Annotated in this window: 21 protein-coding genes; 13 read left to right on the plus strand and 8 right to left on the minus strand. The window is 58.9% G+C overall.

Going from position 1 to position 25,802, the window contains the following annotated elements; all coding sequences use genetic code 11:
* Positions 1-142: 142 nt before the first annotated feature.
* Positions 143-1,429 carry a phosphoribosylamine--glycine ligase gene (gene purD, locus G449_RS0108620; RefSeq protein ID WP_022658907.1) on the plus strand — a complete coding sequence of 429 codons (1,287 nt, stop codon included), beginning with the start codon at positions 143-145 and terminating at the stop codon, positions 1,427-1,429.
* A gap of 62 nt (positions 1,430-1,491) precedes the next feature.
* Positions 1,492-1,989 carry a 5-(carboxyamino)imidazole ribonucleotide mutase gene (gene purE / locus G449_RS0108625; protein WP_022658908.1) on the plus strand — a complete coding sequence of 166 codons (498 nt, stop codon included), beginning with the start codon at positions 1,492-1,494 and terminating at the stop codon, positions 1,987-1,989.
* Between the two features lie 174 nt (positions 1,990-2,163).
* Here the strand turns inward: purE and G449_RS0108630 are convergent, their stop codons facing one another.
* The 6 genes from G449_RS0108630 to G449_RS0108660 all read right to left on the minus strand — a co-directional run bounded on the left by G449_RS0108630 (position 2,164) and on the right by G449_RS0108660 (position 8,897).
* Positions 2,164-3,753, minus strand: a complete 1,590-nt coding sequence (locus G449_RS0108630; RefSeq protein WP_081640514.1) for a histidine kinase N-terminal 7TM domain-containing diguanylate cyclase — start codon at positions 3,751-3,753, stop codon at positions 2,164-2,166.
* A 254-nt stretch (positions 3,754-4,007) separates the two neighbouring features.
* Positions 4,008-5,216, minus strand: coding sequence for a saccharopine dehydrogenase family protein (locus G449_RS0108635; RefSeq protein WP_022658910.1), 1,209 nt, complete (start codon positions 5,214-5,216; stop codon positions 4,008-4,010).
* A gap of 227 nt (positions 5,217-5,443) precedes the next feature.
* Entirely contained in the window at positions 5,444-6,808 is a 1,365-nt protein-coding gene (locus tag G449_RS16590; protein WP_022658912.1) for a histone deacetylase family protein, read from the minus strand.
* Positions 6,801-7,136: a hypothetical protein gene (locus tag G449_RS0108650; protein ID WP_022658913.1), complete on the minus strand. Its 336-nt coding sequence runs from the start codon at positions 7,134-7,136 to the stop codon at positions 6,801-6,803. Before G449_RS0108650 ends, G449_RS16590 begins: the two co-directional genes overlap by 8 nt.
* 100 nt (positions 7,137-7,236) lie before the next feature.
* Positions 7,237-7,890, minus strand: coding sequence for a dTMP kinase (gene tmk / locus G449_RS0108655; protein WP_022658914.1), 654 nt, complete (start codon positions 7,888-7,890; stop codon positions 7,237-7,239).
* The gene (locus tag G449_RS0108660) at positions 7,866-8,897 is read right to left on the minus strand and encodes a 3'-5' exoribonuclease YhaM family protein (protein ID WP_022658915.1); all 1,032 of its coding nucleotides are present in this window, start codon (positions 8,895-8,897) and stop codon (positions 7,866-7,868) included. Before G449_RS0108660 ends, tmk begins: the two co-directional genes overlap by 25 nt.
* A 156-nt stretch (positions 8,898-9,053) precedes the next feature.
* Between G449_RS0108660 and surE the strand changes: the two genes are divergently transcribed.
* The 5 genes from surE (at position 9,054) to G449_RS0108685 (ending at position 14,972) form a co-directional block, all read left to right on the plus strand.
* Positions 9,054-9,815, plus strand: coding sequence for a 5'/3'-nucleotidase SurE (surE, locus tag G449_RS0108665; RefSeq protein WP_022658916.1), 762 nt, complete (start codon positions 9,054-9,056; stop codon positions 9,813-9,815).
* 287 nt (positions 9,816-10,102) lie between these two features.
* Positions 10,103-11,029, plus strand: coding sequence for a class II fructose-1,6-bisphosphate aldolase (fba, locus tag G449_RS0108670; protein WP_022658917.1), 927 nt, complete (start codon positions 10,103-10,105; stop codon positions 11,027-11,029).
* A gap of 26 nt (positions 11,030-11,055) precedes the next feature.
* Positions 11,056-12,057: a type I glyceraldehyde-3-phosphate dehydrogenase gene (gene gap / locus G449_RS0108675; protein WP_022658918.1), complete on the plus strand. Its 1,002-nt coding sequence runs from the start codon at positions 11,056-11,058 to the stop codon at positions 12,055-12,057.
* A 421-nt stretch (positions 12,058-12,478) separates the two neighbouring features.
* Positions 12,479-13,366, plus strand: a complete 888-nt coding sequence (locus G449_RS0108680) for a flagellin N-terminal helical domain-containing protein (RefSeq protein ID WP_022658919.1) — start codon at positions 12,479-12,481, stop codon at positions 13,364-13,366.
* A gap of 718 nt (positions 13,367-14,084) precedes the next feature.
* Positions 14,085-14,972, plus strand: coding sequence for a flagellin N-terminal helical domain-containing protein (locus G449_RS0108685; RefSeq protein ID WP_022658920.1), 888 nt, complete (start codon positions 14,085-14,087; stop codon positions 14,970-14,972).
* Between the two features lie 123 nt (positions 14,973-15,095).
* Here the strand turns inward: G449_RS0108685 and rimO are convergent, their stop codons facing one another.
* Positions 15,096-16,424 carry a 30S ribosomal protein S12 methylthiotransferase RimO gene (rimO, locus tag G449_RS0108690; RefSeq protein WP_027180840.1) on the minus strand — a complete coding sequence of 443 codons (1,329 nt, stop codon included), beginning with the start codon at positions 16,422-16,424 and terminating at the stop codon, positions 15,096-15,098.
* Between the two features lie 173 nt (positions 16,425-16,597).
* Between rimO and G449_RS16595 the strand changes: the two genes are divergently transcribed.
* The gene (locus G449_RS16595) at positions 16,598-18,841 is read left to right on the plus strand and encodes a putative bifunctional diguanylate cyclase/phosphodiesterase (RefSeq protein ID WP_022658922.1); all 2,244 of its coding nucleotides are present in this window, start codon (positions 16,598-16,600) and stop codon (positions 18,839-18,841) included.
* 156 nt (positions 18,842-18,997) lie between these two features.
* Here the strand turns inward: G449_RS16595 and G449_RS0108700 are convergent, their stop codons facing one another.
* Positions 18,998-19,567 (minus strand): hypothetical protein, encoded by a 570-nt coding sequence (locus G449_RS0108700; RefSeq protein ID WP_022658923.1) that lies wholly within the window; start codon positions 19,565-19,567, stop codon positions 18,998-19,000.
* A 152-nt stretch (positions 19,568-19,719) separates the two neighbouring features.
* Here G449_RS0108700 and panC point away from each other — a divergent pair, with 152 nt between their 5' ends.
* The 5 genes from panC to recD2 all read left to right on the plus strand — a co-directional run bounded on the left by panC (position 19,720) and on the right by recD2 (position 25,767).
* Positions 19,720-20,568, plus strand: coding sequence for a pantoate--beta-alanine ligase (panC, locus tag G449_RS0108710; RefSeq protein ID WP_022658925.1), 849 nt, complete (start codon positions 19,720-19,722; stop codon positions 20,566-20,568).
* Between the two features lie 39 nt (positions 20,569-20,607).
* Positions 20,608-21,780 carry a methionine adenosyltransferase gene (gene metK / locus G449_RS0108715; protein WP_022658926.1) on the plus strand — a complete coding sequence of 391 codons (1,173 nt, stop codon included), beginning with the start codon at positions 20,608-20,610 and terminating at the stop codon, positions 21,778-21,780.
* Positions 21,781-22,124: 344 nt separating this feature from the next.
* A complete protein-coding gene (gene aroC / locus G449_RS0108720; RefSeq protein WP_022658927.1) occupies positions 22,125-23,222 on the plus strand; it encodes a chorismate synthase in 1,098 nt (365 codons plus the stop codon).
* A complete protein-coding gene (locus tag G449_RS16600) occupies positions 23,219-23,530 on the plus strand; it encodes a helix-hairpin-helix domain-containing protein (protein WP_022658928.1) in 312 nt (103 codons plus the stop codon). Before aroC ends, G449_RS16600 begins: the two co-directional genes overlap by 4 nt.
* Positions 23,527-25,767, plus strand: coding sequence for an SF1B family DNA helicase RecD2 (gene recD2 / locus G449_RS0108730; protein ID WP_022658929.1), 2,241 nt, complete (start codon positions 23,527-23,529; stop codon positions 25,765-25,767). The genes G449_RS16600 and recD2 overlap by 4 nt, the downstream gene beginning before the upstream one ends.
* The last annotated feature ends 35 nt before the right edge of the window (positions 25,768-25,802 follow it).

Here is a 25,802-nt window from a genome sequence, read left to right on the forward strand (position 1 = left end):
GGCGCAGAGCTGCGGATATGGAGCAACGGCCTTGCCGCGGCTCTGGCAATAGCCAATATTAAAGCGGTAAAATCCACATGGGTTTTACCGCTTTATAACCAGTTTACTGAAACGGAAAAAGTTTTTGGAGTAAGGAGACAGCATGCGCATCCTTGTGATCGGCTCCGGTGGCCGCGAACACGCCCTGGTTTGGAAAATTCTGCAAAGCCCTGAAGTCAGCGCCGTTTTTGTTGCGCCCGGCAACGGCGGCACCAGCAGCGAAGGGGCCGTTAACGTGCCTGTGGCTGTGGACGACCTGAACGGGTTGCTGGCCTTTGCGCGCAAGGAGCACATCGACCTGGTGATTCCAGGCCCCGAGCTGCCCCTGACGCTGGGCATTGTTGACCGCATGCGCGAAGCCGGCATTCCCAGCTTCGGGCCGGATGCCTATGGCGCGCGCCTTGAGGGCAGCAAGGCCTTTGCCAAGGAAATCATGAACCGCGCCAAGGTGCCCACCGCCCATTGCGCCGTGTTCAGCGATGCGCAGGCAGCCCGCGACCATATCAACAAAGTGGGCGCTCCTCTGGTCATCAAGGCGGACGGCCTCGCTGCGGGCAAGGGCGTCATCATTGCCCAGACCGTGCAGGAAGCACTGGACGCAATTGACGAAATCATGACCGAACGCGCCTTTGGCGACGCTGGCAATCTTGTGGTGGTTGAAGAATGCCTTGTGGGCGAGGAAGCCTCCTTCCTCTGCGTATGCGATGGCACCCGCGCGGTTCCCCTGCCCTCGGCGCAGGATCACAAGCGCGTATTCGATAATGATGAAGGCCCCAATACCGGAGGCATGGGCGCATACAGCCCCGCCCCTGTGCTGCCCGACAGCATGCTTGAAGAAATGGCCGACCTCACGGTGAGGCCCATCCTGCGCGAGCTTGCCAAGGACGGACATCCCTTTGTGGGCGTGCTGTACGCGGGGCTGATGATGACCGCCGACGGCCCCAAGGTGCTGGAATACAACGTGCGCTTTGGCGACCCGGAATGTCAGCCCCTGCTCATGCGCCTTGACGGCGACCTGCCTGCCATCATGCTGGACGCCGTACGCGGCAAGCTTGACCCGGCAAGCCTCGGCCAGACCAGCCAGACCGCGCTTGGCGTTGTGATCACCGCCAAGGGGTATCCCGGCTCCTACGCCAAGGGTTTGTCCATCGAAGGTATTGAAGATGCGGACAGCGTACCCGGCGTAAAGGTTTTTCACAGCGGCACTGCGGTTAAGGATGGGTCGCTCGTTTCCAACGGCGGGCGTGTTTTGTGCGTCACCGCACTGGGCGACAGCCTGGCCGCCGCGCAAAAGGCCGCCTATGCCGGTGTGGCCAAGGTACGCATGCAGGAGGGTTTCCATCGCACAGATATTGGCGAAAAAGGCATCCGCCGCCTGGCCGGAAAATAGCAACAGTCTGATTTTGCAAGAATATTCCGGCGCGCAGCGCCGCACCACAGGAAGGTAAGACTATGCCGCAAGTAGTCATTTTGATGGGGTCAAAGTCTGACGAAGAAAAGGTCAGCCCCTGCGTAGACGTTCTGAAAAGCCTTGGCGTGAGCTGCGCTATCACCGTGAGTTCCGCGCATCGCACGCCTGAACGCACCGAAAAACTGGTGAGCCAGTACGAAGCCGAAGGCACACGCGTGTTTATTTGCGCCGCGGGCATGGCCGCCCATCTGGCTGGAGCCGTTGCCGCACGCACCACGCGCCCTGTGATCGGCATTCCTGTTTCCAGCGCCGCCCTGTGCGGCATGGACGCGCTCTTCTCCACCGTGCAGATGCCTCCCGGATTCCCGGTCGCCACCGTTGCCACCGACAAGGCCGGCGCACGCAACGCCGCATGGCTGGCCGCCCAGATTCTGGCCGTGTCCGATCCTGCGCTCAACGAACGCATTGCCGAAGCCCGCGCCAGAATGCGCGAAGAAGTGGAAAAAGCCGGGGACGAAATCAGCCGCAAATACGCCTAGCGTAGTAGGCCCTGGCAACAGGGTCAGTTCTTGCGCTGTGTTCTGTCCATTGCTTTGATTCGCAATGGAAACGCACCGTACGCACCCAAAAAACATAAATGCCCGCAAGTTAAGCTCGCGGGCATTTTTTTATTGCCAATTGTTGCTGAGGCAGCAAAATGACAGGCAGATTGATTACACGGACGCGTCTGCACCGTAGTCAAGGCCAACAGAGCACACCCTGTTGCGTCCCTCCTGCTTGGCGCGGTACAGGGCTGTATCTGCCGCCAGAATGAGGGCATCGCAGATCTGCGTACTTTCCATGCCCTGCGGAGCGCCCGGCTCAAATACTGCGGCGGCAACGCCAACGCTAATGGTCACATTCATGGCAGTGCCGTTGAACGCCACCTCTAACATGGCGGCAACCTGCCGCAGCCGCTCCGCGAGAGCCACGGCCTCGTCCTGTCCCATACCTGGCAGCAGCACAGAAAATTCCTCGCCGCCATAGCGCCCAAGCAGGGCTTTGTGACCAAGCGTGTCTTTCAGGGCAGCCGTGACGCCGCGCAGGACTTTGTCGCCCGCCATATGCCCATATTCATCGTTGACGCGTTTGAAATGGTCGATGTCCAGCAGCATAAAACCGAGCTTGCCGCCAGCCTCCCGGCAGCGGTCGATCTCGCGCTGGAAGGCCTCCATAAAAAACCAGCGGCTGAACACCTGTGTCAGCGCGTCCTGCGATGCGATGCGCTGCATTTTTTCAAGCAGTTCCTTGCTCTCGGTCATGTCGTACAAGGAGACAATGAGGCCGGAATCTTTTTCAGACGCGCCAACCCTGGCGCAGGAAACCTTGTAAAAACGCAGCCCTCCCGCCACCGGCAGAGCAATCTCCATTTCCTCATTCTGCACAAGCGCCGCCACATCAAGGGAACTTTGTTCAGGGAACACATCCCTCACCGCCAGCCCCACGGCATCCTCTGACAGAGCTGGAAGAATGGACACGGCGCTGTCGTTGAAATCCACCACCCGCAGTTTGTCGTCCAGCACAAGGACGCTGGCGCTCATGGTCTTGAAGACCTTGTCGCGCGCTATGGGCACGAGGTCGAACATGCGCAGACGGGACATGGCAAAGCCGCTCAGCGGCAAGGCCGCAGAGAGGATGAAGGGCTCAATATCAATGCCGTAGGGCGCAAAGCCCAGAGTCTGCAAAAAATTGCCTATCCAGAGGCTCAGCGCGCCAATAAAGATGGTTTTTGCCTGCCGCCTGCGATAGCCCGTTGCCTTGCCATAGGAAAAGGCAAACAAAGCCAGCCCGGCAAAGGCAACAAGCATCTTGTAAACAAAATCAACATAATACCACCAGCCCTTCTGCGTTACCGCCACAGGGAAGGGACCGCTGGCATCTACAGCAAATGTTTTATAATGAAAGTGGTGATACTCATTGGTGTAGAGCATCACAATAGTCGTCAGCGGCACCACAAACAGCAGAGCCATCACAGCCTTGCTCTTTATTGAATAGTTATTGTAATAAACGGCAAAAAGAAACCAGAACACCGCTATAAGCGGTGCTCCAAGATATTCAATTTTTAAGGAAAGATAGATTGTTTCAGGCGTGCTTGATGCAAGCTCGAAAATGTACCCGACCGTGTACATGAAAATAGACATGAACAAAAACAAAAAGGCCGCATACCCGTTTGAGCGTGCTATTCTGGACGAATAGCAAACAGCATAGAGCATGCCCGCGCACGATATACTTAGAAAAAGAATACAGGCAGCTCTTATAATCACTAACTATGCCTTATACTATTCACCCTGTAAGCGCGTCATATGCAACTGGCATTTTGTGGCACAGCTGCGCATTCATAATGCTCTGCGGGAGCGGGAAAATACAGCCCCTCGCCCCTGTACAGCTTCGCTCGTCCGATTTTTTTACCTGCATCCCCACAAGCTGACAAGCCGTGCGGTCCCGGCAGCAAAACAAAAACTCCGGGGCTGCCTGAGCAGACACCGGAGTCTTTGCAACAATCAAACCAGCTTGCTGACTAAAATTTGCCGGTCACGTCCAGGCACTGCCAGGGCAGGCCGTACACATTGAGATCCTTCATGAAAGGATCGGGATCAAACTGTTCCATGTTCCACACGCCGGGCTTGCGCCACAAGCCCTGAGCCACCATCTTTGTACCGATCATGGCGGGCACGCCCGTGGTGTACGAAATGGCCTGGGAACCCACCTCTGCGTAGCATTCTTCGTGATCGCAGATGTTATACACGTAGACGGTCTTTTCCTTGCCGTCCTTAACGCCGCGCATGAGATCGCCAATGCAGGTCTTGCCCTTGGTCAGGGGGCCAAGGGAGGCCGGGTCGGGCAGCAGTTTGGCAAGGAACTGGATGGGCACAATGTCCTGCCCCTGAAATTTCACAGGGTCGATACGGGTCATGCCCACGTTGCCAAGTACCTTGAGGTGGTTGAGATAGTTCTCTGAAAACGTCATCCAGAAGCGGGCTCGTCGGATACCCTTGAGGTTCTGCACCAGTGATTCCAGCTCTTCATGGTACATGAGGAAGCACTTTTTGGAGCCGATGCCGTCAGGGAAATCAAAATTCATGGACCAGGACAGGGGGTCGGTTTCCACCCACTCGCCGCGCTCCCAGTACCGCCCGCGCGCCGTGACCTCGCGGATGTTGATTTCAGGATTGAAGTTGGTGGCAAAGGGCTGTCCATGATCGCCCGCATTGCAGTCGATGATGTCGAGCACATGCACTTCGTCCAGCTGATGCTTGAGAGCCCAGGCTGCGTACACGTTGGTGACGCCGGGGTCAAAACCGGAACCGAGCAGGGCCGTCAGCCCCGCCTCGCGGAAGCGATCCTGATAGGCCCACTGCCACTTGTATTCAAACTTGGCTGTGTCCAGCGGTTCGTAGTTGGCGGTGTCCACGTAATGCACGCCGCATTCAAGGCAGGCGTCCATGATGTGCAGATCCTGATACGGCAGGGCCACGTTGCAGACCACATCGGGCTTGACCTGCCGGATGAGGGAGCACAGCTCGGGTACGTTGTCCGCGTCCACCTGAGCGGTGGCAACCTCGACGCCAAGGCGCGTCTTGACGCTCTGCGCAATGGCATCGCAGCGGGAAAGGGTGCGGCTTGCCAGCGTTACCTTTGAGAATCCGCCTTCCTTGAGTACCTGCGCACACTTGTGCACCACAACGCTGCCTACGCCGCCCGCGCCAATAATCAGAATATGAGACATGTTCCTTCTCCGTGGTGGAAGAGGTATACCACTGCGCGGCATGACCGCGCCGCCATTTTCATATATTGCGCCCGTGGGCGCAGGGTTGCCGGGCCGCATGACCCAGGCCGGAAAACATGATGCCCGCACGGCGTGACAAAGTCGTTACGCCACGCGCGGAATGGGCCTTATGGCCCAGGAAAGTTCCGGCGTCAACAGGTCGCGGTGCAAAAACCATCAACTCTGCCTTATTTCTCACTTTTAGCCGCAGAACCCGGATCTGCCGCATCGCCATCCAGCAGGCGCACATGGGCGTAACGCCCGCTTTTGCGCGCCTGTTCGGCAAGCTCCAGCCCCTGGCTCCTGCACTGCGGGCAGGCGTGGCGCGGCACCAGTATGCACAGGGAGCGGGGCACCCGTTCCGAGGCGGTCTCAATGCGCCCCAGGCCCGAGCAATCGCTGCACAGCCGCCAGGCTTCTGTCTGCCCTTCGCGCAGATTGTCCGTATCGTAAAAGATGTGCTTGCGGCGCACCCACCAGCCGTTTTCTTCCTCGCCTTCCGTGGGCTGTGCCGGGGGATGAAAATACACATCGCGGATCTGCCCGCACAATCTGGCGATGTATTCCCCCACCTGCGGCCGCTGACGCGTGGCTTCCGGCGTCCAGCCCGGCTCGCGGATATCTGAGGCGTCCAGCCCCGCCAGGGCAAGGCAGATGCCCAGATTCACGTAGGGCAATGCCCCGCGTATGGAGTAGCCGCCTTCAAGCACGGCGATATGCGGCTGCAGGGCCGCATTGAGCGCCGCATAGCCCTGCGCCGAAAGTTTCATGTTGGCAAGGGGGTCAGTGAAGTGATTGTCCTGCCCGGCGGAATTGATGATCAGGTCAGGCTTGAAATCTTCCAGAATGGGCAGCACCGCATGTTCTATGGCGTACAGATAGCCCTCGTCCGAAGTTTCAGGCGGCAAAGGGATGTTGATGGTGCGCCCAAGCGCACCGGGGCCGCCGCATTCCTGCGGGAAACCCGATCCGGGGTACAGGGTGCGCCCGTCCTGATGCAGGGAGATGAACAGGGTATGCGGGTCGTTCCAGAAGATATCCTGACTGCCGTCGCCGTGGTGCACATCCGTATCCACAATGGCGATGCGCAGGGGGCGCCCATCGGGGCGGGGATAATGATCGCGGATATACTCCACCATGACGGCTTCGTTATTGATATTGCAGAAGCCGCGGTTGCCGTGCACCACGCGCATGGCGTGGTGGCCTGGAGGACGCACGAGTGCAAAGGCGCGCTGTTCGCGCCCCTCAAGCACCAGCCGGGCCGCGCGGATAGCCCCGCCCGCCGAAGCCAGATGCGAATCGGTACTCACCGCCGCAGCCGAAGGCAGGCAGAAGTGCGCGCGCTCAAGCTGGGCATGCGTGGCAAAGGCAGGGCGGTATTCCGTAATGCCGGGAATGTCGAACAGCCCCTCTTCCAGCAGCTGGTCGCGCGTATAGAGCAGGCGCTCTTCCCGCTCCGGGTGTGTTGCAGAAATGGCCCAGTCAAAGGCAGGGAAAAACACTACGCCAAGACTGCGGGCCGCCACCAGAGGCGGCAGTGGTTTTTCAGTCATCACCTTCGCCAAGTTCTTCAAAAATATCTGCCCCATAACGGGCATACGTCACCATACGGCCCATGTGCGCAAGGCCCATGCCGTAGGCCAGATTGCTTTCGGCCACGGCCATAAAAAGCACGCCTTCAGTATCATGCAGGGCAAAAAAGCCGCCAGCACCGCCATCCTTGCGAAAAACGGCGCAGTGCAGCAAACCGGGATCGCCAATAACGTTGACAAGAGTGTAGCCCTTGGGCGGCTGACCCGGCAGATAGGCCAGTTCCTTGCCTTCACGGGGGGCAAAGCGTACGCCCGCACCTTCAACTTCGAGTGTATAACATTCGTACATATATTCTCCTTGGTGGCGTATTGAGCGCGCCAAAAGCCTGCATAGCAGGCTGAACCGGCAAAATTGCAAAGGCCCGAAAAGCGGCTTTCACCGCAAAAAACTATTCCAATCCCCAACCGCGCTGACGCAAGTGGGACTCAATGGCGGAACGGCACTGCAAAACCACGTCTTCCGGCGGCTGCGAGGCGTCAATAATGGCAAAGCGCTCGGGTTCTTCCTCGGCCAGAGCCCTGTAGCCCTGACGCACCCGCTCGTGAAAATCAAGGCTCTCCGCGTCAAAACGGCCCTCTGAAACCACCAGGCCTTCCAGACGGTTGCGCTCGCCAGCGCGCATGAGGCCGCAACGCACCGGCAGATCCAGCAGCAGGGTCAGCTCCGGCTGCAGGCCGCCCGTGGCCGCCTGGTTGAGCCTGTGCAGATATTCCGTATCAAGCCCGCGTCCATGCCCCTGATAGGCCAGAGTGGAGTCGGTGTAACGGTCGCACAGCACGGTCTGCCCCGCTTCCAGCGCAGGCCGGATGATCTCCGCCACATGCTGCGCCCTGTCGGCAAGAAACAGAAAAAGCTCCGCCCTGCTGGAGAGTTCGCGCGTACGGGCATCAAGCAATATGGAGCGCAGGCTGCGCCCAAGCGCGCAGCCCCCCGGCTCACGTGTGCACAGGGGGTCGTGGCCGTTTTCCTGCAAGAAACCCGCAAGATAGTTGATGGCCGTGGACTTGCCCGCGCCTTCTATACCTTCAAAAGAGATAAACATTCTTCTTTCACCGCTTTTTTGCGGGTTGCGGGGGCGGCTTTGTCCGGCGTACGCGCGGCCCGGTGCACGGGTCGCCCCAGCGTAGCCTGCCAGGGTGTCCAGGCCTCGCCTTCGCCCTCTATCTGGGCAAAAAGGCCACGGCACTGGGCCATCTTGGCGTCCAGGTTGTCGGCATAGTGCAGGGCCATGGCTTCAGGCGTATGCGGCACGCGCACCGCGCCGAACTCCAGCTCGCCATGGTGGCTCAAGATCAGGTGTTTCAGATGCCGCTGCAACGGCTCTTCCAGACCGGATTTAGCCAGATACGGCTCCAGCATTTCAATGCCCAGCATGAGGTGCCCCAGCAGGCGGCCCTCATCAGTGTAATCATTGGCGATACCGCCAGAAAATTCGCGCAGTTTGCCAATATCGTGAAACAGAGCTCCCGCAAGAAAAGTCTGCCGGTCGAGTTCCGGATAATGGTCGGCAATACGGCGACAGAGCTTGAATACGCTCAGGGTATGCTCAAGCAGCCCGCCCACATAGGCGTGGTGCACCCCCTTGGCCGCCGGGCAGACCCGAAAGGCGGCGCGCATCTCATCGTTGTTAAAAAATCCCTGCACCAGCTTGCGCCATGGCGCGTGGACAAATTCCTTCTTGATGAGATCAAGCAGTTCATCCAGCATTTCATCCAGCGGAAAGGGGCTGGCGGGCATAAGGGCCGCATGGTCCACAGCAGCGCATTCCTCATCGGAAAGAAAGCGCATCTGCTCCACCGTGAGCTGTACCTGATCGCGGTACAACCCCGCGCGCCCTTCGGCCCACACAAGGGTTCCTGCCGCGATTTCGCTGAACTCCGCACTCAGCGGATGCCATATCTTGGCTTCAAGGCTGCCGCTGGCGTCAGCCAGGGCAAGCCGCCAGTACGGGCCGTTGCGCGACTGCCCCTGCGCCGCCTGCGTAACCACGAATATGCCGCGCGCCTCCGAGGCGGGGCCAATATCTTTGACGTAACAACCTTTTTCCATATATCGTTCCAGCGGCGCGCATCTGCGCCGGGCATATGCAGTTTTCCACGCGGGCATGGCCCCTGACGCGGAACTTCCAAATTGGCAGGGCCGCGCAAAACACTGAAACCACGCGGGCCTTAGGCCGAATTTCCCTTCTTTCCGAGGTATTGTCAAATGGACGTTCTTCTGACCAACGATGACGGCATCCGCGCACGCGGCCTGCGCGCGCTTTACGCCGCCCTGCTTGAAGCAGGGCATACAGTGCATGTGGTGGCCCCCATGACCCAGCAATCTGGCGTGGGCCACTCGCTGACCGTATTTGAACCTGTACGCGCCATGGATTTTGAAGAACCCGACTTCAAGGGTCTGGGTATTTACGGCACACCCACGGACTGCGTCAAACTGGCCCTTGGACAGCTCTTGCCCAAAAAGCCCGACATGGTCATTTCGGGCATCAACGCAGGGCCCAACGTTGGCCCGGACATTCTGTACTCCGGCACGGTGGGCGCCGCCACTGAAGCGGCCCACGAAAATCTGCCGAGCATCGCTGTTTCGCACGACTGCTACAAGGTCAAAAATGGCGATCTGCTGCCGCAGGCCCGGCATCTGGTGGCGCTGGCCGAGCGCATCGACTGGTCGCAGTTGGGCCGCCGCAGGGTCGTCAACGTCAACTATCCTGCCTGCCCGCTGGACGAGGTCAAAGGCATGCGCGTCTGCCCGCAAACCAGCGCCGTGTGGGTAAACACCTACTCGGAGCGCCTTGACCCGCGCGGCGCGCCCTACTGGTGGCTTGAGGGCGAAATCCCCGCGGAAACCATTGAACCGGACTCGGACAAAGACATGCTCAACCGGGGATACATTACCCTTACCCCCCTGCGCTTTGACTTTACCGATGCGGCTGGCTTGAACGCGCTGGCAGACATGAAGCTCGGCTAGCGCTCACACCGCCCCAAGGCCTTGGACAACCTGCCGGAAACATAAGGGATCAGGCGAACCCTCTTGACGCCGCCGCCACATGTGGGCTACAGGCGCGCTCGGGCATACAAAATATGTTTTGCGTTTGCCCGGGCACTGCGCCCGCCGGAAGAACTGCAAAGTAAGCCCGTTTCCTGCGCGACAGGCATTCCCCTTTACGGGGAATTGGTGTATGTGCAGACTTGTCATTTCCGGGCGACTTATGCTTTTTTGACCGTCCTTAATGCCAGACCCCTCTGGAGGAAATCATGCCTCTTATCAATCCCAAAGAAATGTTCGCTGCCGCCTATGCCGGCGGGTATGCCATTGGCGCGTTCAACGTCAACAACATGGAAATCATCCAGGGCATCATGAACGCGGCCTCCGAGGAAAAATCTCCGGTCATCCTTCAGGTGTCTTCGGGCGCGCGCAAATATGCCGGGCAGATATACATCATGAAGCTTGTGGAAGCGGCGCTTGCGCTTGATCCTTCCATTCCCGTGGTGGTGCACCTTGACCACGGCCCCAGCTTTGAAATGTGCCGCGACTGCATTGACGGCGGCTTCACCTCTGTGATGATCGATGGTTCGCACCTGTCGTTTGAAGACAACATCGCCCTGACCAGGCAGGTGGTGGATTATGCCCACCCTCGCGGCGTATGGGTTGAGGCCGAGCTGGGCAAGCTGGCTGGCATAGAGGAACATGTGCAGTCTGCCGAACACGTCTACACCGACCCCGATGAAGCCGTGGAATTTGTAAGCCGCACGGGCTGCGATTCGCTGGCCGTTGCCATCGGCACAAGCCATGGCGCGTACAAGTTCAAGGGCGAAGCCAAGCTTGATTTTGACCGTCTGGCCCGCATTGGCGACAAGCTGCCGAATTACCCCCTGGTGCTGCACGGCGCGTCCAGCGTACCGCAGGAATTTGTGAGCCTGTGCAACCAGTTTGGCGGCCAGGTTGGCGGAGCCAAGGGCGTGCCCGAAGACATGCTGCGCAAGGCTGCGGGCATGAACGTGTGCAAAATCAATGTGGATACGGACATCCGCCTGGCCGTCACCGCGTCCATCCGTCAGTATCTTGCCGAACACCCCGACCAGTTTGACCCGCGCGCCTACCTCACCCCCGCTCGCGATGCCGTCAAGAACATGGTGGCCCACAAGATCCGCAATGTCATGGGATCTTCAAATAAAGCCTAATCCCTACGCCCCAAGGAGCGCGAATCATGCCCGTGAAAGTTGGAATGAACGGCTTTGGCCGCATTGGTCGGTATCTGCTGCGTCTTATGGCCGACGACAAAAAAATTCAGATCGCCGCCATCAACGCCCGTGCGGACAACGCCGCGCTGGCCTATCTTTTCAAGTATGATTCCACTTACGGAACCTTTCAGGGCACTGTTGATCACGATGAAAACGGCATCATCGTCAATGGCCGCCACATCACCGTTACCCGCTGCAAGGCGGGCGAATGGGAATGGGAACGCCTTGGCGTGACTCTGGCCGTGGAAACCACGGGCACCATCAAGGATCGCGAAGGGCTGGCCCAGCATCTGGCATGCGGCGCAAAAAAGGTTGTGATCTCCGCCCCCGGCAAGGACGTGGACGCCATGATTGTTATGGGCGTGAACCATGATGTCTATGACGGCGCAAAACACAGCGTCATTTCTGCCGCGTCCTGCACCACCAACTGTCTGGCCCCTGCGGTCAAGGTGCTGCACGAGACCTTTGGCTTCCGCCATGGCCTCATGACCACCATCCACTCCTACACCATGAGCCAGCGCATTCTGGACGGCACCCACAAGGACTGGCGTCGCGGCCGCGCCGCAGCCGTGTCCATGGTGCCTTCAAGCACTGGCGCTGCCAAGGCTGTGGGACAGGTCATGCCGGAACTGGAAGGCAAGCTCAACGGCATGTCGGTGCGTATTCCCACCTTTGACTGCTCGCTGGTCGACCTGACCTGCGAAGTGGAAAAAGCCTGTGATGCCGCCGCTGTCAACGCGGCCCTCCAGGCTGCCAGCAAGAGCGCTCTGGCCGAAAACATGGGCTATTCCGAAGAGCCGCTGGTATCCATTGACTACAAGGGCAGCACCTTCGGCGGCGTAGTGGATGCGCTTTCCACCCAGGTGCTTGACGGCACCATGGTCAAACTGCTTATCTGGTACGATAACGAATCCGGCTTCACCAACCAGCTGCTGCGCCTGCTTCGCATGGTGGGCAAGGACTGCTGATAAAGATCGCGCCTTGCCCTAACAGGCAGGGATGGTCATGAATTACGCGCGCGGCGGGTTGCATTACCCGCCGCGCTCTGTTTTTGTTCGCCGTTTTGACAAGCACTACGCAGCGCGGCCACAATCTGCCCTTTTTGGGCCTTTCTCAACACCAGGTCTGACTTGCACGGCCCAGGCAAATTCTGCTCACCCCTCGCCACCACGGAAAAAAATTTCCTCTTTTCTTTGCCACATTTTAAACATTATCCAAGGAAACTGGCGCTGCTAAACGATTTTCAGACATTTGGCCTGAGCGCGTCATTTACGCCAGACCCTAATACTTTTTGCCGTTGCGCCGATAAAGTGGACAAAAGGTGGTAGCACGCAAGGACGCGTCGGCATTTCGCGCCGCCTGTGACATACAGCATTCATGGAGGAATGTATGTATATCAATCACAATACGATGGCCTCGCAAGTGGCCAACAATCTGACCTCGCACTACAACGACCTGAAAACCTCTACCTCGCGGCTGTCATCCGGCCTGCGCATCAATTCCGCTGCGGACGATGCCGCCGGTCTGGCCATTCGCGAACTCATGCGTACCGATATCGCCGCCCTGCAACAGGGCGTGCGTAACGCCAACGACGCCATTTCCCTCATTCAGACCGCCGACGGTGCCCTGGGCATCATCGACGAAAAGCTGACCCGTATGAAGGAACTGGCCGAACAGGCCGCCACCGGTACCTATGACTCCACCCAGCGTCTGATGATCGAATCGGAGTACCAGGCAATGGCTTCGGAAATTACCCGAATCGCCACCGCCACGGACTTCAACGGCATCCACCTGCTGGACGGCAACCTGTCGAGCGACACGCACACAGGCAGTACCATGTCCAGTACGGGCAAGCTCAAGGTACACTTCGGCACAGCCAACGATTCGGCGGAAGACTACTACTACATCCAGATCGGCACGAGTACTGCCTCTGCCCTTGGTGTAGGCAATCAGGCTGTCAGCACGTCTGCCGGCAGATCGGTATCGACTCAGGAGGCGGCGCAGAAGGCTCTTGTGGCCATCACCAACGCCGTTGTCTCCAAGGACAAGATCCGGGCGCATCTGGGTGCGCTGCAAAACCGGCTGGAGAACACAATCTCCAACCTGAGCACTCAGGCCGAGAACCTGCAGGCGGCTGAATCCCGCATTTCTGACGTGGACGTTGCCACGGAAATGACGCAGTTTGTCCGCAACCAGATTCTCACCCAGTCTTCTGTGGCCATGCTTTCGCAGGCCAACAGCATGCCCAAGCTGGCCTTGAACCTGATTTCCGGTTAGCGGCAAAACCAGGTGGTGGAGGGCAATAGCCCAGGACCGGCCAAGAGGCTGGGGAGAGCTTTAAGGCCACAACCAACACGTTTCTGATGAAAGCCGGGTCGTACGCGACCCGGCTTTTTTTACGCCCTGCCATCTTCTGAGCTTCGGCAAATTCTGCACTGGCACAGCAGCAGAGTTTTTCAGAATGCGCAGTCATTCCTTTCCCCATTTCCACGCTTGTGCTACGGACTCCTGCACACCTGCCCCGCAAACATTTCTGCACCCGTTCAAAAAACAACGCGGTGCCCCCGCCCGTTCTGCCAGAGCTTGCCTTGCACAGAATAGCCGTGGCAGGCAATGGATATTGTTCACAGCAGCATATCCCAAAAATTCGCATCATATAGAAATTTGTATATTTTTTCAGCGCGTGCCTCAGTATTTTGCCATTGGCGCACCAGCCGCCAGCTTATTGACGCATAACTCTGCGATCTCTGGCATGAATCCTGCTGTAAACGGAGTGCAGGTTTTCAGGCAAATATTGCCTCTCTGAAGCCACGAATCAGAAAGGCAACAGCGCCTGTTGTTTAGGGCTGCCAGCCCAGGTCGGCTCAGGCCGATACCAGTCTGGCTTTTTGGTAACTCTTTCCCCGCTCCTTGCGGGATGAACGGCGGCAGTCCGCATGGACGCGGGCGCGCATAGTGCGCCGCCGGGCAGACAGAACATTCATGGAGGAATGTCATGTATATCAATAACAACTCAATGGCTTCCAATGTTGCCAACAACTTGACCTCGCATTACAGCAACCTGTCGACTTCGACCCAGCGTCTGTCCACAGGCCTGCGCGTGAACTCCGCTGCCGACGATGCCGCCGGCCTCGCTATTCGCGAATTGATGCGTACGGATATCAAGGCGTTGCAACAGGGCGTGCGTAATGCCAACGACGCCATTTCCCTCATTCAGACCGCCGACGGCGCCCTGGGCATCATCGACGAAAAGCTGACCCGTATGAAGGAACTGGCTGAACAGGCTTCCACCGGCACTTATGACTCCACCCAGCGCTTGATGATCGAATCGGAGTACCAGGCCATGGCATCGGAAATTACCCGAATCGCCAACGCCACGGACTTCAACGGCATCCACCTGCTGGACGGCAATCTGTCTGGTGACACGCACGACGGCAGCACGATGACCGCCACTGGCAAGATGAAGGTCCACTTTGGCACAGCCAACGACTCCGCGGAAGACTATTACTACATCCAGATCGGCACGAGCACAGCTTCTGCCCTTGGTGTAGGCAATGAGACTACCGCCGGACGGGACGGTGCGACCATCTCCACCCAGGAGGCGGCGCAGAAGGCCCTTGTGGCCATCACCAACGCGGTGGTTTCCAAGGACAAGATCCGGGCGCACCTGGGCGCACTGCAGAACAGGCTGGAGAACACCGTCTCCAACCTCACCACCCAGGCTGAAAACTTGCAGGCGGCTGAATCCCGCATTTCCGACGTGGACGTGGCCACGGAAATGACGCAGTTCGTCCGCAATCAGATCCTCACCCAGTCGTCTGTGGCCATGCTCTCGCAGGCCAACAGCATGCCCAAGATGGCCATGCAGCTTATCCAGGGTTAACGCTGGTTGAGGGCGTGCTTTAGCACGTATCCCAAAATATCCCCGAAGGGTTCGCCCTTCGGGGATATTTTGCTGCGGAGACGTTTCTTGCGGCTGGGCCCGGTATGGGCCGAAGGCGCTGGCTCAGGCCAGAGCGGTCAGATCATAGTCCGTATTTTCCACCATATCGCATTCCACGAGCGCTCCGGGCGCAACGCCCGGCCCGCTCACGTAGGTGATGCCGTCCACCTCCGGCGCCTGAAACCACACGCGCCCGCTGTGCAGCCCCGGCCAGTCGGGATGCGGGGCGTCCACCAGCACCTGCATACGGCTGCCCACCTGCGCGGAGAGCAGCTCGTTGCTGATGTCGGCCTGAATTTCCATAAGAGAATCCCTGCGCCACTGCTTGACTTCATCCGGCACCTGATCTGGCAATGTTGCCGCCACGGTGCCGTCTTCTGCCTGATAGGCAAACACGCCCACATGCTGAAAGCGGCCTTCTTCCACAAAGCGGCACAGGGTTTCAAAATGCTCTTCCTTTTCGCCGGGGTAGCCAACAATAAAGGTGGTGCGCAAAGCCGCATGGGGCAGCACGGAACGCACTGTATCCAGCACGCGCCGGGGGTCGCCCGCAAAAGGCCGGCCCATGCGCGACAGCACATCAGGGTGAGCGTGTTGCAGAGGAATATCCAGATAGGGCAGCAAAGGCGCGCCGCAATCCCTGATAAAGCGCAAAAGCTCCGGCGTCACGCCTGTGGGGTACAGGTAGAGCAGACGCAACCAGGCGAGGCCCTCAAGCCCCACCAGCTTTTCAAGCAGGCTGGGCAGGCCGTGCTTGAGCCCAAGATCAACACCCCAGGAGGTCAGATCCTGCGCCACAAGATCAAGCTCGCGCACGCCTTGGGCCAGCAGAGCCCTGGCTTCATCGGCAATATCATCGGCGGTCAGCGATTTAAGTCCGCCCCGAATGGAAGGAATGGTGCAGAACGCGCACTTGTGCCTGCACCCCTCGCCCACCTTGAGCCATGCGTATGAAGGGCCGGTAGAAAGCAACCTGCCCCCGCCGGGGATACGGGCAGGCGGCTCAGGCAGGTTCAGGGCCGCTGCCAGCATGGCTGGCCAGCGCGGCAGTTCGCCCGTGGGCAGCCACACGTCCACTTCCGGCAGTTCCGCTGCCAGATCGGCAGCGCCATAACGCCCCACCATACAGCCGCCAACAGCCAGCAGCGGTTTGACCTTGCACTTTTCAAGCCTCTGGATAGCGTCCACAACCGCGCGAACGGACTCACGCACGGCAGGGTCGATGAATCCGCAGGTATTGATGAAAACCAGACGTGCCTTGCCCATGTGTTCCACATGCTGCACGGCGACCCCAAGCGAACCGAGCAGGCGCTCACTGTCCACACGGTTTTTGGGGCAGCCAAGGCTCAGCGACCATACTTTCAGGGAATTAGGAAAAATAACTCGTGTCATGGGGGCACAATACAGAGGGGCGGGGCGCTTGTCATCATTGAGGCCAGTCCTCATTCTTCAAACCGGGCGGGCTCAGGCCGGCAAATTTGCAAAACGATAACACAGATGCTAGATTCAATCTGTTGTCTAACAGGCTAATACACAAATGTAATGCCGCACGGCGGAACATAAATATGAAAAACGCGGACCCTGCAAACCTCAGCATATCGGCTACCCAATCCGGAGAAAAACCTCCTGCGGAATCTCCCCAGGAAATTTGCCTTTCCCACGCCTTGCAGAGCGTCTACGGCGACATATTGCTTATAGATTTTGAAAGGGATACCTGCCGCGAACTGTACCACGGGGAAGGTCATTTTGCGCGCATGCCGCTGGGTCAGCCCCTTGCCGAAACGCTCAGGAGCGAACTTGCCAAGAGGGTGCATCCTGATGATGCGCAGCGCTTTGCGGCGTTTTTTTCTCAGGACAGCCTGCGTCAGATGCTGGCTCAGACTCCCCTCTTTGCTGCGGAAGACATTCGCAAAAAAGCCCTCAACGGTTTATACAGGTGGGTGCGCGTTATTGTCTTTCCTGCACCCCAATACGGCGGGGAACAGACCTATATTGTCTGCACGGAAGACATTGAAAACCACAAGATTGCAGCCGACATTGCCCATGAGAACGAGATGCTGCGCCGGCAAAAGCTGGATGCCCTGCGTTACAAGGCAGTGGTGGACCACACCCGCACCCTGGTTTTTGAATGGAGCGGCACAGATCTGACCTACCTGAGCCACAGGATTCCCGAACTGCTGGCAGGCGAATATGACGGGCGCAATCCCTTTGACGTGTGGCGTGAAGACGATGTTCTCTACGCGGGCGACATGGAGCCATTTGACACCTGTCTGGCGCGCCTTGCCCTGGGCATCCGCTCTGGCGAAATGACCGTTCGGCTGCGCCGCCGCGACGGCCAGTACATCTGGTGCAAGATCACCTATACCAAGCTTGACGACGGGGAGTCGGAAGAACGCTACATCGGCACTCTCAACGATGTGGACGCCACCACCCGTACCGAGCAGGCCCTGCGTCTGCGCGCAGAGCACGACCCCCTCACCGGTGCTTTCAACACCCAGACATTTTTTGAAAAAATAGACAAGCTCATCAAAAACCGGCCCAACGAGCAGTACTGCGTACTGCGCTTTGACGTGGCCGGGTTCAAGGCCATCAACGAATCTTTCGGGCTTGAGGAGGGCAACCGCCTGCTGCGGGGCATTGCCCGCCTGATCCGCCAGCGCCTCATACCTGAAAAGGAAATCTTTGCCCGGCTCACCGCCGATGTTTTTGCCGTCTGCCTCACAGGCGGCACCGAGCGGACGCTACAGTTCATCCAGAACATTTCTCTGCGGCTGGATCACTATTCCGACACCTTTCGGGTCAAGCTGTTCTTTGGCATCTGCCCTGTGGAGAACTCCCGCACTCCGGCTCACATCCTGTGCGACTGGGCCTATCTGGCGCAGAAGACGGTCAAGGGCAGCGACATTGTCAATTTTGCCTTTTACGATGATGCCCTGCGCAAACGCCTGCACGATGAAAGCTACATCACTGACCAGATGTACGAAGCGCTGGAAAAACACCAGTTCAGGCTTTTTCTGCAACCCAAGGTGCAGATTTCCAGCGGGCGCATCGTGGGAGCAGAAGCGCTGGTGCGCTGGCAGCACCCCACAGACGGGCTTATCCTGCCTGGACGTTTTATTCCCTTGTTTGAGCGCAACGGCTTTATTGTGCGGCTGGACTCGTACATCTGGGACCAGACCTGCCAGACCCTGCGCACATGGCTCGACAAGCAGTACGAACCCATGCCCATCTCTGTGAACATGTCGCGGCTGCATTTTAACGATGACGACCTGCCCAACAAGCTCGTCAGCCTCCTGAACAAGTACAATCTGCCCCGTCACATGCTTGAGCTGGAACTGACCGAGAGTGCCTTTTTTGCCAATGAGCCAAGGCTGAAACGCCTGATGAACGAACTGCGGGCCGCGGGATTTGTTTTTTCCATGGACGATTTCGGCACGGGCTATTCATCGCTGAGTACATTGCGTGATCTGCCCTTCAACGTGGTCAAGCTTGACCGGGCCTTCATCAGCGACGGCACCACCAACAAGCGCGGCCAGATTGTGGCCCGCAACACCATCGCTTTGGCGCGCGATCTTGATATGTCCATTGTGGCCGAAGGCGTGGAAACCAAGGAACACGCCCGTTTCTTGCTCAACAGCGGCTGCAACTGCGCCCAGGGTTTCTATTATTCCAGGCCAGTGGATACGGCGGAGTTTGAAGTGCTCAGCTTTGTGCAGGAAAAGGCCTTCTGGGTGCATCCGCAACTGAAGGAAGACGCCATCCGTCTGGGGCTGCCCATAAGCACTGAAGCACCCATCAAAGAATACTGAGTCTTCCCGCCCCGCCTTCTCGCCCAAGCCTCGGCAACACACCCCAAGCCGTCAGATCGCGGCGGAACTGTCGCTGCACATGCTGTCTCAGCGTGTCTGGCATGCATGGTCGCGGGCTTTCCCCGGCTACTATTCCGTGACAGGGCTTGCCCCCGTTTACAGCGGCAGGCGCAGCAGGCGGATGGTGTGCGGCTGGATATACAGCAACTTGCCTTCGCGAATGTCGTCCGCACGGGTCACAAAGCTGTCTTTGTTCACGTTCAGGATGGCTTCTGCCTCGTGGCTGCAGTCAAAAAGATGCAGCACGTCATCAGTCAGCGAGTCGGCGGTGGTCCAGTGCCGGTTCACAGGCGGGCCATCCGGGGTGATGTGACGCAGAAAACGGAAGATCACAGCCCTGCCGCTGCCCGGCGCAAGCCATGTGCGGCAGCATTCCCAGACCTGATCCACAGAGGGGTCGTCCTCATCTGTAAAGGGCTGGCGCACTTCCAGCGGAAAGGAACGGCTCTGGATGCGCAGCATACCGTCAACCAGCCCGCAATAATCCGTTTCCTGCTCCAGCACGGCACGGAAGGCCTCAGGCGAGGCCGCAAGGCCCATCAGGGTTTCGTTAAGAATGTCGCGCGCCTTGAGAACCCTGATGGTGTGGGTCAGCCGCAAGCCGTTGAGCACTGCATAAATTGCGCAAAATGTGTCCAGCTTGCCCTGATAAAACGGTTTCAGCATGAATACCCCCATCGGTTGTTATGCCCACAGCAACACCCAGGGTCAAGCCTTCCACCCCGCCAGCTTTTCTGCTTTTGCAAAGGTCTTTCTTTACAAGCTGCTGCCTCACGTGTATAAAAGAGCCTTCACAAACAATATCACAATACCTTGATATGCAGATATTCACAAATCCCCGAGAGTTGGCGGCCCAATGCAAGGCCTGGCACCGCGCCGGAGACGATATCGCTCTGGTGCCCACCATGGGCTACTACCATCAGGGGCACGAAGACCTCATGGCCTATGCCCGCACGCAGGCAAAACGTCTGGTGGTGAGTCTTTTTGTCAACCCTACCCAGTTTGGCCCCGGCGAGGATCTGGAAGCATATCCCCGCAATGCCGAGCGCGATGCGGACATAGCCCGCAGTCATGGGGCGGACGCGCTGTTCATGCCGCAGCCCGAAACCATGTACGCGCAAGACCACGCCACCTGGGTGGAAGTTCCCGAACTTTCCCGAGGCCTGTGCGGCCTCACCCGGCCTGTGCACTTTCGCGGCGTATGCACCGTGGTGCTCAAGCTCTTTATGCTGACCGGCGCGGATGTCGCCGTTTTTGGGCAGAAGGACTGGCAGCAGCAGGCCGTTTTGCGCCGTATGGTACGCGACCTTGATGTGCCTGTGCGCATTGAAACGCGCGAAACCGTGCGCGAAGCTGACGGCCTGGCCCTTTCCTCGCGCAACGTCTACCTCAGCCCGGACGAACGCGCCCACGCTCCGGAGATCCGCAAGGCCCTGCTCTACGCTCAAAAACTGGCCCAGAACGGTGAAACCAGCGTCAAGCTGCTGCGCGAGGCTGTGCTGCGCCGCTGGGCGGAATTTTTGCCCATGGGGCGCCTTGACTACCTCAGTATTGTTCACCCGGAATCCATGGCTCCGCTCACCGAAGTCACCGGTCCGGCGCTCATGGCCTGTGCCGTGCGCATGGGCAAGGCCCGGCTTATCGACAATATTCTGTTGCGACCCTAAACCCGCGCCGCACTGACGCGAGCGCCCAAGGAGATTCATATGCACACCAAGGGCAAATACTTTTTCACTTCCGAATCTGTAACTGAAGGCCACCCCGACAAGGTCGCCGACCAGATTTCCGATGCCATCCTTGATACCCTGCTGGCACAGGACGCCAACGCCCACGTGGCCTGCGAAACCCTGGTGACCACGGGTATGGCCGTTATCGCTGGCGAAATCACCACCAGCGGCTACGCCGACCTGCCCCATGTGGTGCGCGAAACCATCAAGGGCATTGGCTATAACAGCTCAGAAATGGGTTTTGACTGGCAGACCTGCGCGGTCATCAACGCCATTGGCCGCCAGTCGCCCGACATCGCGCAGGGCGTACTGCGCGAAAAGCCAGAAGATCAGGGCGCGGGCGACCAGGGCATGATGTTTGGCTATGCCTGCAACGAAACCTCCACCCTTATGCCTGCTCCCATTTACTGGGCGCATCAGCTCTCTCAGCAGCTGGCGAAAGTGCGCAAGGACGGCACAGTGGACGTCTTCCGCCCCGACGGCAAGACTCAGGTGTCCTTTGAATATCAGGACGGCAAGCCCGTGCGCATCAACAACGTGGTGGTCTCCACCCAGCACAGCGCCAACGCCAGCCAGGCTGATGTGGCCGAAGCCGTGAAAAAGCACGTCATTCGCCCCATCCTGGAACCCTCCGGCTATTTTGACGAAAAAGCCTGCGAAATTTTCATCAACACCACCGGCCGTTTTGTGGTGGGTGGCCCCATGGGCGACTGCGGCCTCACAGGCCGCAAGATCATTCAGGATACCTACGGCGGCAGCGGCCACCACGGCGGCGGCGCGTTCTCCGGCAAGGATCCCTCCAAGGTTGACCGTTCCGGCGCGTACATGGGCCGCTACATCGCCAAAAACGTTGTTGCCGCGGGCCTCGCACCTATATGCGAAGTGCAGATCGCCTATTGCATCGGCGTGGCCCAGCCCGTCAGCGTGCTTGTTTCCTCGCAGGGCACCAGCGACCTGCCGGACGAACTGCTGACCAAGGCCGTGCGCGAAGTCTTTGACCTGCGCCCCTACTTCATCAGCAAGCGCCTTGATCTCAAGCGCCCCATCTACCAGAAGTCTTCCTGCTACGGCCACTTTGGCCGCGAACTGCCGGAATTCACATGGGAAAAGACTGATGCCGTAGCCGACCTGCGCACCGCCGCCAAGGTGTAGCGCAAGCCTGCGTATTTGCCCTTTTGAGGTGCAGGAAACTCCTTGCTGGGTTTTCTGCACCTCTTTTTTGTCCACATCTTTTTCTCGCATACTTCGGCCACAGGCTCTTTACCGCCTTAATCCCGGCGAAATATCCCGTTCGCCGCACGAGTTGCAAGCCGCCCCGCCCTTGCCTATACTGTCTCACTTGACCGCGCCGCTCCGGCGCTATTACGAGCAGTTTCCCCCTGGAACTGCCCGGCGTCTACGTGAACAGACGCCCGCCACGAAGGCCCAGACGCAATGTATTGCGCTGGCAAACGCCCCGTGAGCGACTAAATGCTGTAGTGAAGGCGAGGTAGCACATGGCTGGCAATACATTCGGACAGGCCCTGCGGCTGACAACATTCGGCGAATCCCACGGCGTGGGCCTTGGCGGCGTCATAGACGGCTGCCCGGCGGGCCTGGCCCTGACAGAGGCCGACATTCAGGCCGAGCTTGACCGACGCAAACCCGGTCAGGGCCCCACCGCCACCAAGCGCAAGGAATCGGACACGGTTCGCCTGCTCTCCGGCGTGTATGAGGGCCTCACCACGGGTACGTCCATTGCTTTTTACATCGCCAATGAAGACCAGCGCTCGCACGACTACGGCAATCTTGCCGAAGTTTTCCGCCCTGGCCATGCGGATTGGGGATATTTTCAGAAGTACAACGGCATACGCGACCATCGCGGCGGCGGGCGCTCCTCAGGCCGCGAAACCGCTGCACGCGTGGCTGGCGGCGTTATTGCCCGCAAGATCCTTGAACGCCGTGGCGTAAAAATCATGGCCGCCTGCGTGGAGCTGGGTGGCACAGCCGTACAGGACTGGGCTACCCTTGATCTGGACAATGCCCGCACACGTCCCTATTGCGCCGCTACAGAGGCCATGCCCTCCCTGTGGGATCAGGTGGTGCTGGCCGCCCGCAAAGCGGGCGACACATTGGGCGGCATTGTGCGCATTGAAGCGCGCAACGTGCCCGCAGGCCTTGGCGAACCCGTTTTTGACAAGCTGGAGGCAGTGCTGGCCCATGCCATCATGAGCATTGGCGCAGTCAAAGGCTTTTCTGTGGGCGAAGGTTTCGGCGTGGCCAAGCTGCATGGCTCCCAGAACAACGATCCCCTGCTCCCTGCTGACCCGGCGCAGCCCGGCAAGGCCTGCTTTGCTTCCAACCACGCAGGGGGCATATTGGGGGGCATTTCCAGCGGGCAGACCATTGTCATGCATGCTGCGGTCAAGCCTATCGCATCCATAGCTGTTACCCAGCAGACCGTGGACAAGGAGGGCAACGCCGCCTCCGTGCTCATTGGCGGACGGCACGACCTTGCCGCCATCCCACGCGTTGTGCCGGTTCTGGAAGCCATGACGGCTCTGGCCCTTGCCGATGCCCTGCTGCTCCAGCAGCGCATGGGGCTGGGCCTGTGAACAAAAAGGCCGACGCTCGCGCTCTGAACGCCCTGCGTTCTGTTGGCCCGGCAACCATTGAAGACCTGCGCCTGCTTGGCGTTGCTGGTATTTCCGACCTGGCGGGGCGCGACCCTCAGGCTCTGTATGATGAATTGTGCCGCATCAAAGGCCAGAAAATTGATATCTGCTGCCTTGATGTTTTCAATTGCGCTGTTGCCCAGGCAAAGAACCCGGAACTTTCCGATGAACAGCGCGACTGGTTCTGGTGGTCGCGGCAGCGCAAGGCTGCAACAAGCCCAAGGATTGCTGACAAGGCGAGTGCATGAGCAACCTGCCCCTTTTACAAGATCCCGATTCCGTTGAACTCACCGGTACGGTGGAGCGCGTTGTCTTTCATAACGAAGAAAACGGCTACACGGTGCTGCGTCTGTTGCCTGCAAGCGTGAACAGCGGCAGCGGCAATGCTGGCCTTACTCGCCCGCGCGACCCTGTTTCGTGCATCGGGCACATGGTCAACCCGCAGGCGGGAGTGCAGCTCAAAGTATCAGGCCGATGGGTCAACAACCCCCGTTTTGGCCGCCAGATCGAGTTTCAGAACGCCGATGAAATGCTGCCCGCCACCAGCGAGGGCATCCGCCTCTATCTCGCCTCAGGCCTTATCAAGGGCGTTGGCGAAGAAATGGCGGGGCGTATTGTTGAAGCCTTTGGCACAGATACCATACGAATTCTTGATGAAGAGCCAGAGCGTCTGCTCAAGGTGCGCGGCGTAGGCAGCAAGAGCCTTGACCGCATCCGCACCTCCTGGGCTGAACACCGGGGCATGCGCGACCTGCTGCTTTTTTTGCAGCCCCACGGCATCACGCCAGCCTACGCTGTACGCATCTACCGCGCCTATGGCGCGGACGCGCTCGCCATTGTGCGCGAAAATCCCTATCGGCTTGCCATGGACATTCACGGCATTGGCTTTGTCACCGCTGATGCCGCCGCCAGCAAGCTGGGCTTTGAGCACGACAATCCCCTGCGGGTTCAGGCGGGCACCCTCTATGTGCTGCAAAAAGCCACGGACGACGGCAACGTCTATTTGCCGCAGGCGGAGCTGACCGAGGCAGTCTGCGCCCAGATTGGCGTTGACGAAGGCCTTGTGGAGGATGCCCTCGCCGCGCTCGAAGCTGATGAACGCATCGTGCGCGAAAAACTGGACATGCCTGACGCCCCTGGCGAGATTGGCGTATACATGCGGCGCTACCACCACTGCGAGTCAAAAACCGCCTTCTACATCCAGCGCCTTTTGCGCTCGCCCAAATCCGTGCGTTTTGAAAAGCCGGATGCGCTGGTGGACAAGGTTGTGGGCGAACTGAACATATCCCTCGCGGCAGAGCAGCTTGAGGCCGTGCGCACCGCCGCCCGCAGCAAGATGATGGTGCTCACCGGCGGCCCCGGCACGGGCAAAACCACCATCATCAATGCCATCATCAAACTCTTTGGCGAGGTGCGCGCCCGCATTCTGCTGGCCGCCCCCACAGGCCGCGCCGCCAAGCGCATGTCTGAAACATCGGGTCGCGAATCGCGCACCATCCACCGTCTGCTGGAATACAGCCCCAAGGAAGACGGCTTTGCCCGCAATGAGGACAATCCCCTCGCCTGCGGCCTCCTCGTGGTTGACGAAGCCTCCATGATGGACACCCTGCTCTTCTATCACCTGCTCAAGGCCGTGCCGCTTGGCGCAACGCTTGTGCTGGTGGGCGACGTGCACCAGTTGCCCTCGGTAGGCCCGGGCAACGTGCTTGCAGACATTATCCGTTCCGGCGTTGTGCCTGTTGTGGAACTGACCGAAATTTTCCGTCAGTCCGCCGAGAGCGAAATCATCTGCAATGCCCACCTTATCAACCGTGGCGAAATTCCCTCGCTGGAATCAAGCAAGGAGCGGCTCTCGGACTTTTACTTTATCCACCAGAATGATGCCGAAAAGGCCGCAGAGCTCATTGTGGATCTGGTGCGCAACCACATTCCCCGGCGATTCAACCTCGACCCCGTTGACGACATCCAGGTGCTCACGCCCATGCACAAGGGCGCTGTAGGCGCTGGCCGCATGAACGCCTGCCTGCAGGAAGCCCTGAACCCGCACGGCATTGAAGTGCGCCGTGGCGACCGTTGCTTCCGCCTGCACGACAAGGTCATGCAGATACGCAACAACTACGACAAGGACGTTTTTAACGGCGACATGGGGCGCATCAGCTTTATGGACGTGCGCGAACGCACCCTCAGCATCACCTTTGACGAACGCGTTGTGCCCTACGAATTTGACGAACTGGACGAAATCGCGCCCGCCTACGCCATTTCCATCCACAAATCGCAAGGCTCGGAATACCCTGCTGTGGTTATTCCCGTCATGATGCAGCACTATGTGCTCCTGCAACGCAACCTTATTTACACGGGCGTAACGCGCGGCAAGAAACTGGTCATTCTGGTTGGCGAATCCCGCGCCTTGCACATGGCTGTCAAAAACAACAAGACCCGCAAGCGCTTCACCCGCTTGGCGCAACGCCTCACGCCTGTGGAGTAGCCGACTCTGCACGAATTATTTTTCTGAAGCTCCAG

This window comes from Desulfovibrio desulfuricans DSM 642 (assembly GCF_000420465.1).
Taxonomy (GTDB): Bacteria; Desulfobacterota; Desulfovibrionia; order Desulfovibrionales; family Desulfovibrionaceae; genus Desulfovibrio; species Desulfovibrio desulfuricans.

Excerpts from the sequence above, each read along its gene's own strand:
- purD (WP_022658907.1), top strand. The coding sequence starts at position 143 with ATGCGCATCCTTGTGATCGGCTCCGGTGGCCGCGAACACGCCCTGGTT.
- purE (WP_022658908.1), top strand. The coding sequence starts at position 1,492 with ATGCCGCAAGTAGTCATTTTGATGGGGTCAAAGTCTGACGAAGAAAAG.
- G449_RS0108635 (WP_022658910.1), bottom strand. The coding sequence starts at position 5,216 with ATGTCTCATATTCTGATTATTGGCGCGGGCGGCGTAGGCAGCGTTGTG.
- G449_RS16590 (WP_022658912.1), bottom strand. The coding sequence starts at position 6,808 with ATGACTGAAAAACCACTGCCGCCTCTGGTGGCGGCCCGCAGTCTTGGC.
- G449_RS0108650 (WP_022658913.1), bottom strand. The coding sequence starts at position 7,136 with ATGTACGAATGTTATACACTCGAAGTTGAAGGTGCGGGCGTACGCTTT.
- tmk (WP_022658914.1), bottom strand. The coding sequence starts at position 7,890 with ATGTTTATCTCTTTTGAAGGTATAGAAGGCGCGGGCAAGTCCACGGCC.
- G449_RS0108660 (WP_022658915.1), bottom strand. The coding sequence starts at position 8,897 with ATGGAAAAAGGTTGTTACGTCAAAGATATTGGCCCCGCCTCGGAGGCG.
- surE (WP_022658916.1), top strand. The coding sequence starts at position 9,054 with ATGGACGTTCTTCTGACCAACGATGACGGCATCCGCGCACGCGGCCTG.
- fba (WP_022658917.1), top strand. The coding sequence starts at position 10,103 with ATGCCTCTTATCAATCCCAAAGAAATGTTCGCTGCCGCCTATGCCGGC.
- gap (WP_022658918.1), top strand. The coding sequence starts at position 11,056 with ATGCCCGTGAAAGTTGGAATGAACGGCTTTGGCCGCATTGGTCGGTAT.
- G449_RS0108680 (WP_022658919.1), top strand. The coding sequence starts at position 12,479 with ATGTATATCAATCACAATACGATGGCCTCGCAAGTGGCCAACAATCTG.
- G449_RS0108685 (WP_022658920.1), top strand. The coding sequence starts at position 14,085 with ATGTATATCAATAACAACTCAATGGCTTCCAATGTTGCCAACAACTTG.
- rimO (WP_027180840.1), bottom strand. The coding sequence starts at position 16,424 with ATGACACGAGTTATTTTTCCTAATTCCCTGAAAGTATGGTCGCTGAGC.
- G449_RS16595 (WP_022658922.1), top strand. The coding sequence starts at position 16,598 with ATGAAAAACGCGGACCCTGCAAACCTCAGCATATCGGCTACCCAATCC.
- G449_RS0108700 (WP_022658923.1), bottom strand. The coding sequence starts at position 19,567 with ATGCTGAAACCGTTTTATCAGGGCAAGCTGGACACATTTTGCGCAATT.
- panC (WP_022658925.1), top strand. The coding sequence starts at position 19,720 with ATGCAGATATTCACAAATCCCCGAGAGTTGGCGGCCCAATGCAAGGCC.
- metK (WP_022658926.1), top strand. The coding sequence starts at position 20,608 with ATGCACACCAAGGGCAAATACTTTTTCACTTCCGAATCTGTAACTGAA.
- aroC (WP_022658927.1), top strand. The coding sequence starts at position 22,125 with ATGGCTGGCAATACATTCGGACAGGCCCTGCGGCTGACAACATTCGGC.
- recD2 (WP_022658929.1), top strand. The coding sequence starts at position 23,527 with ATGAGCAACCTGCCCCTTTTACAAGATCCCGATTCCGTTGAACTCACC.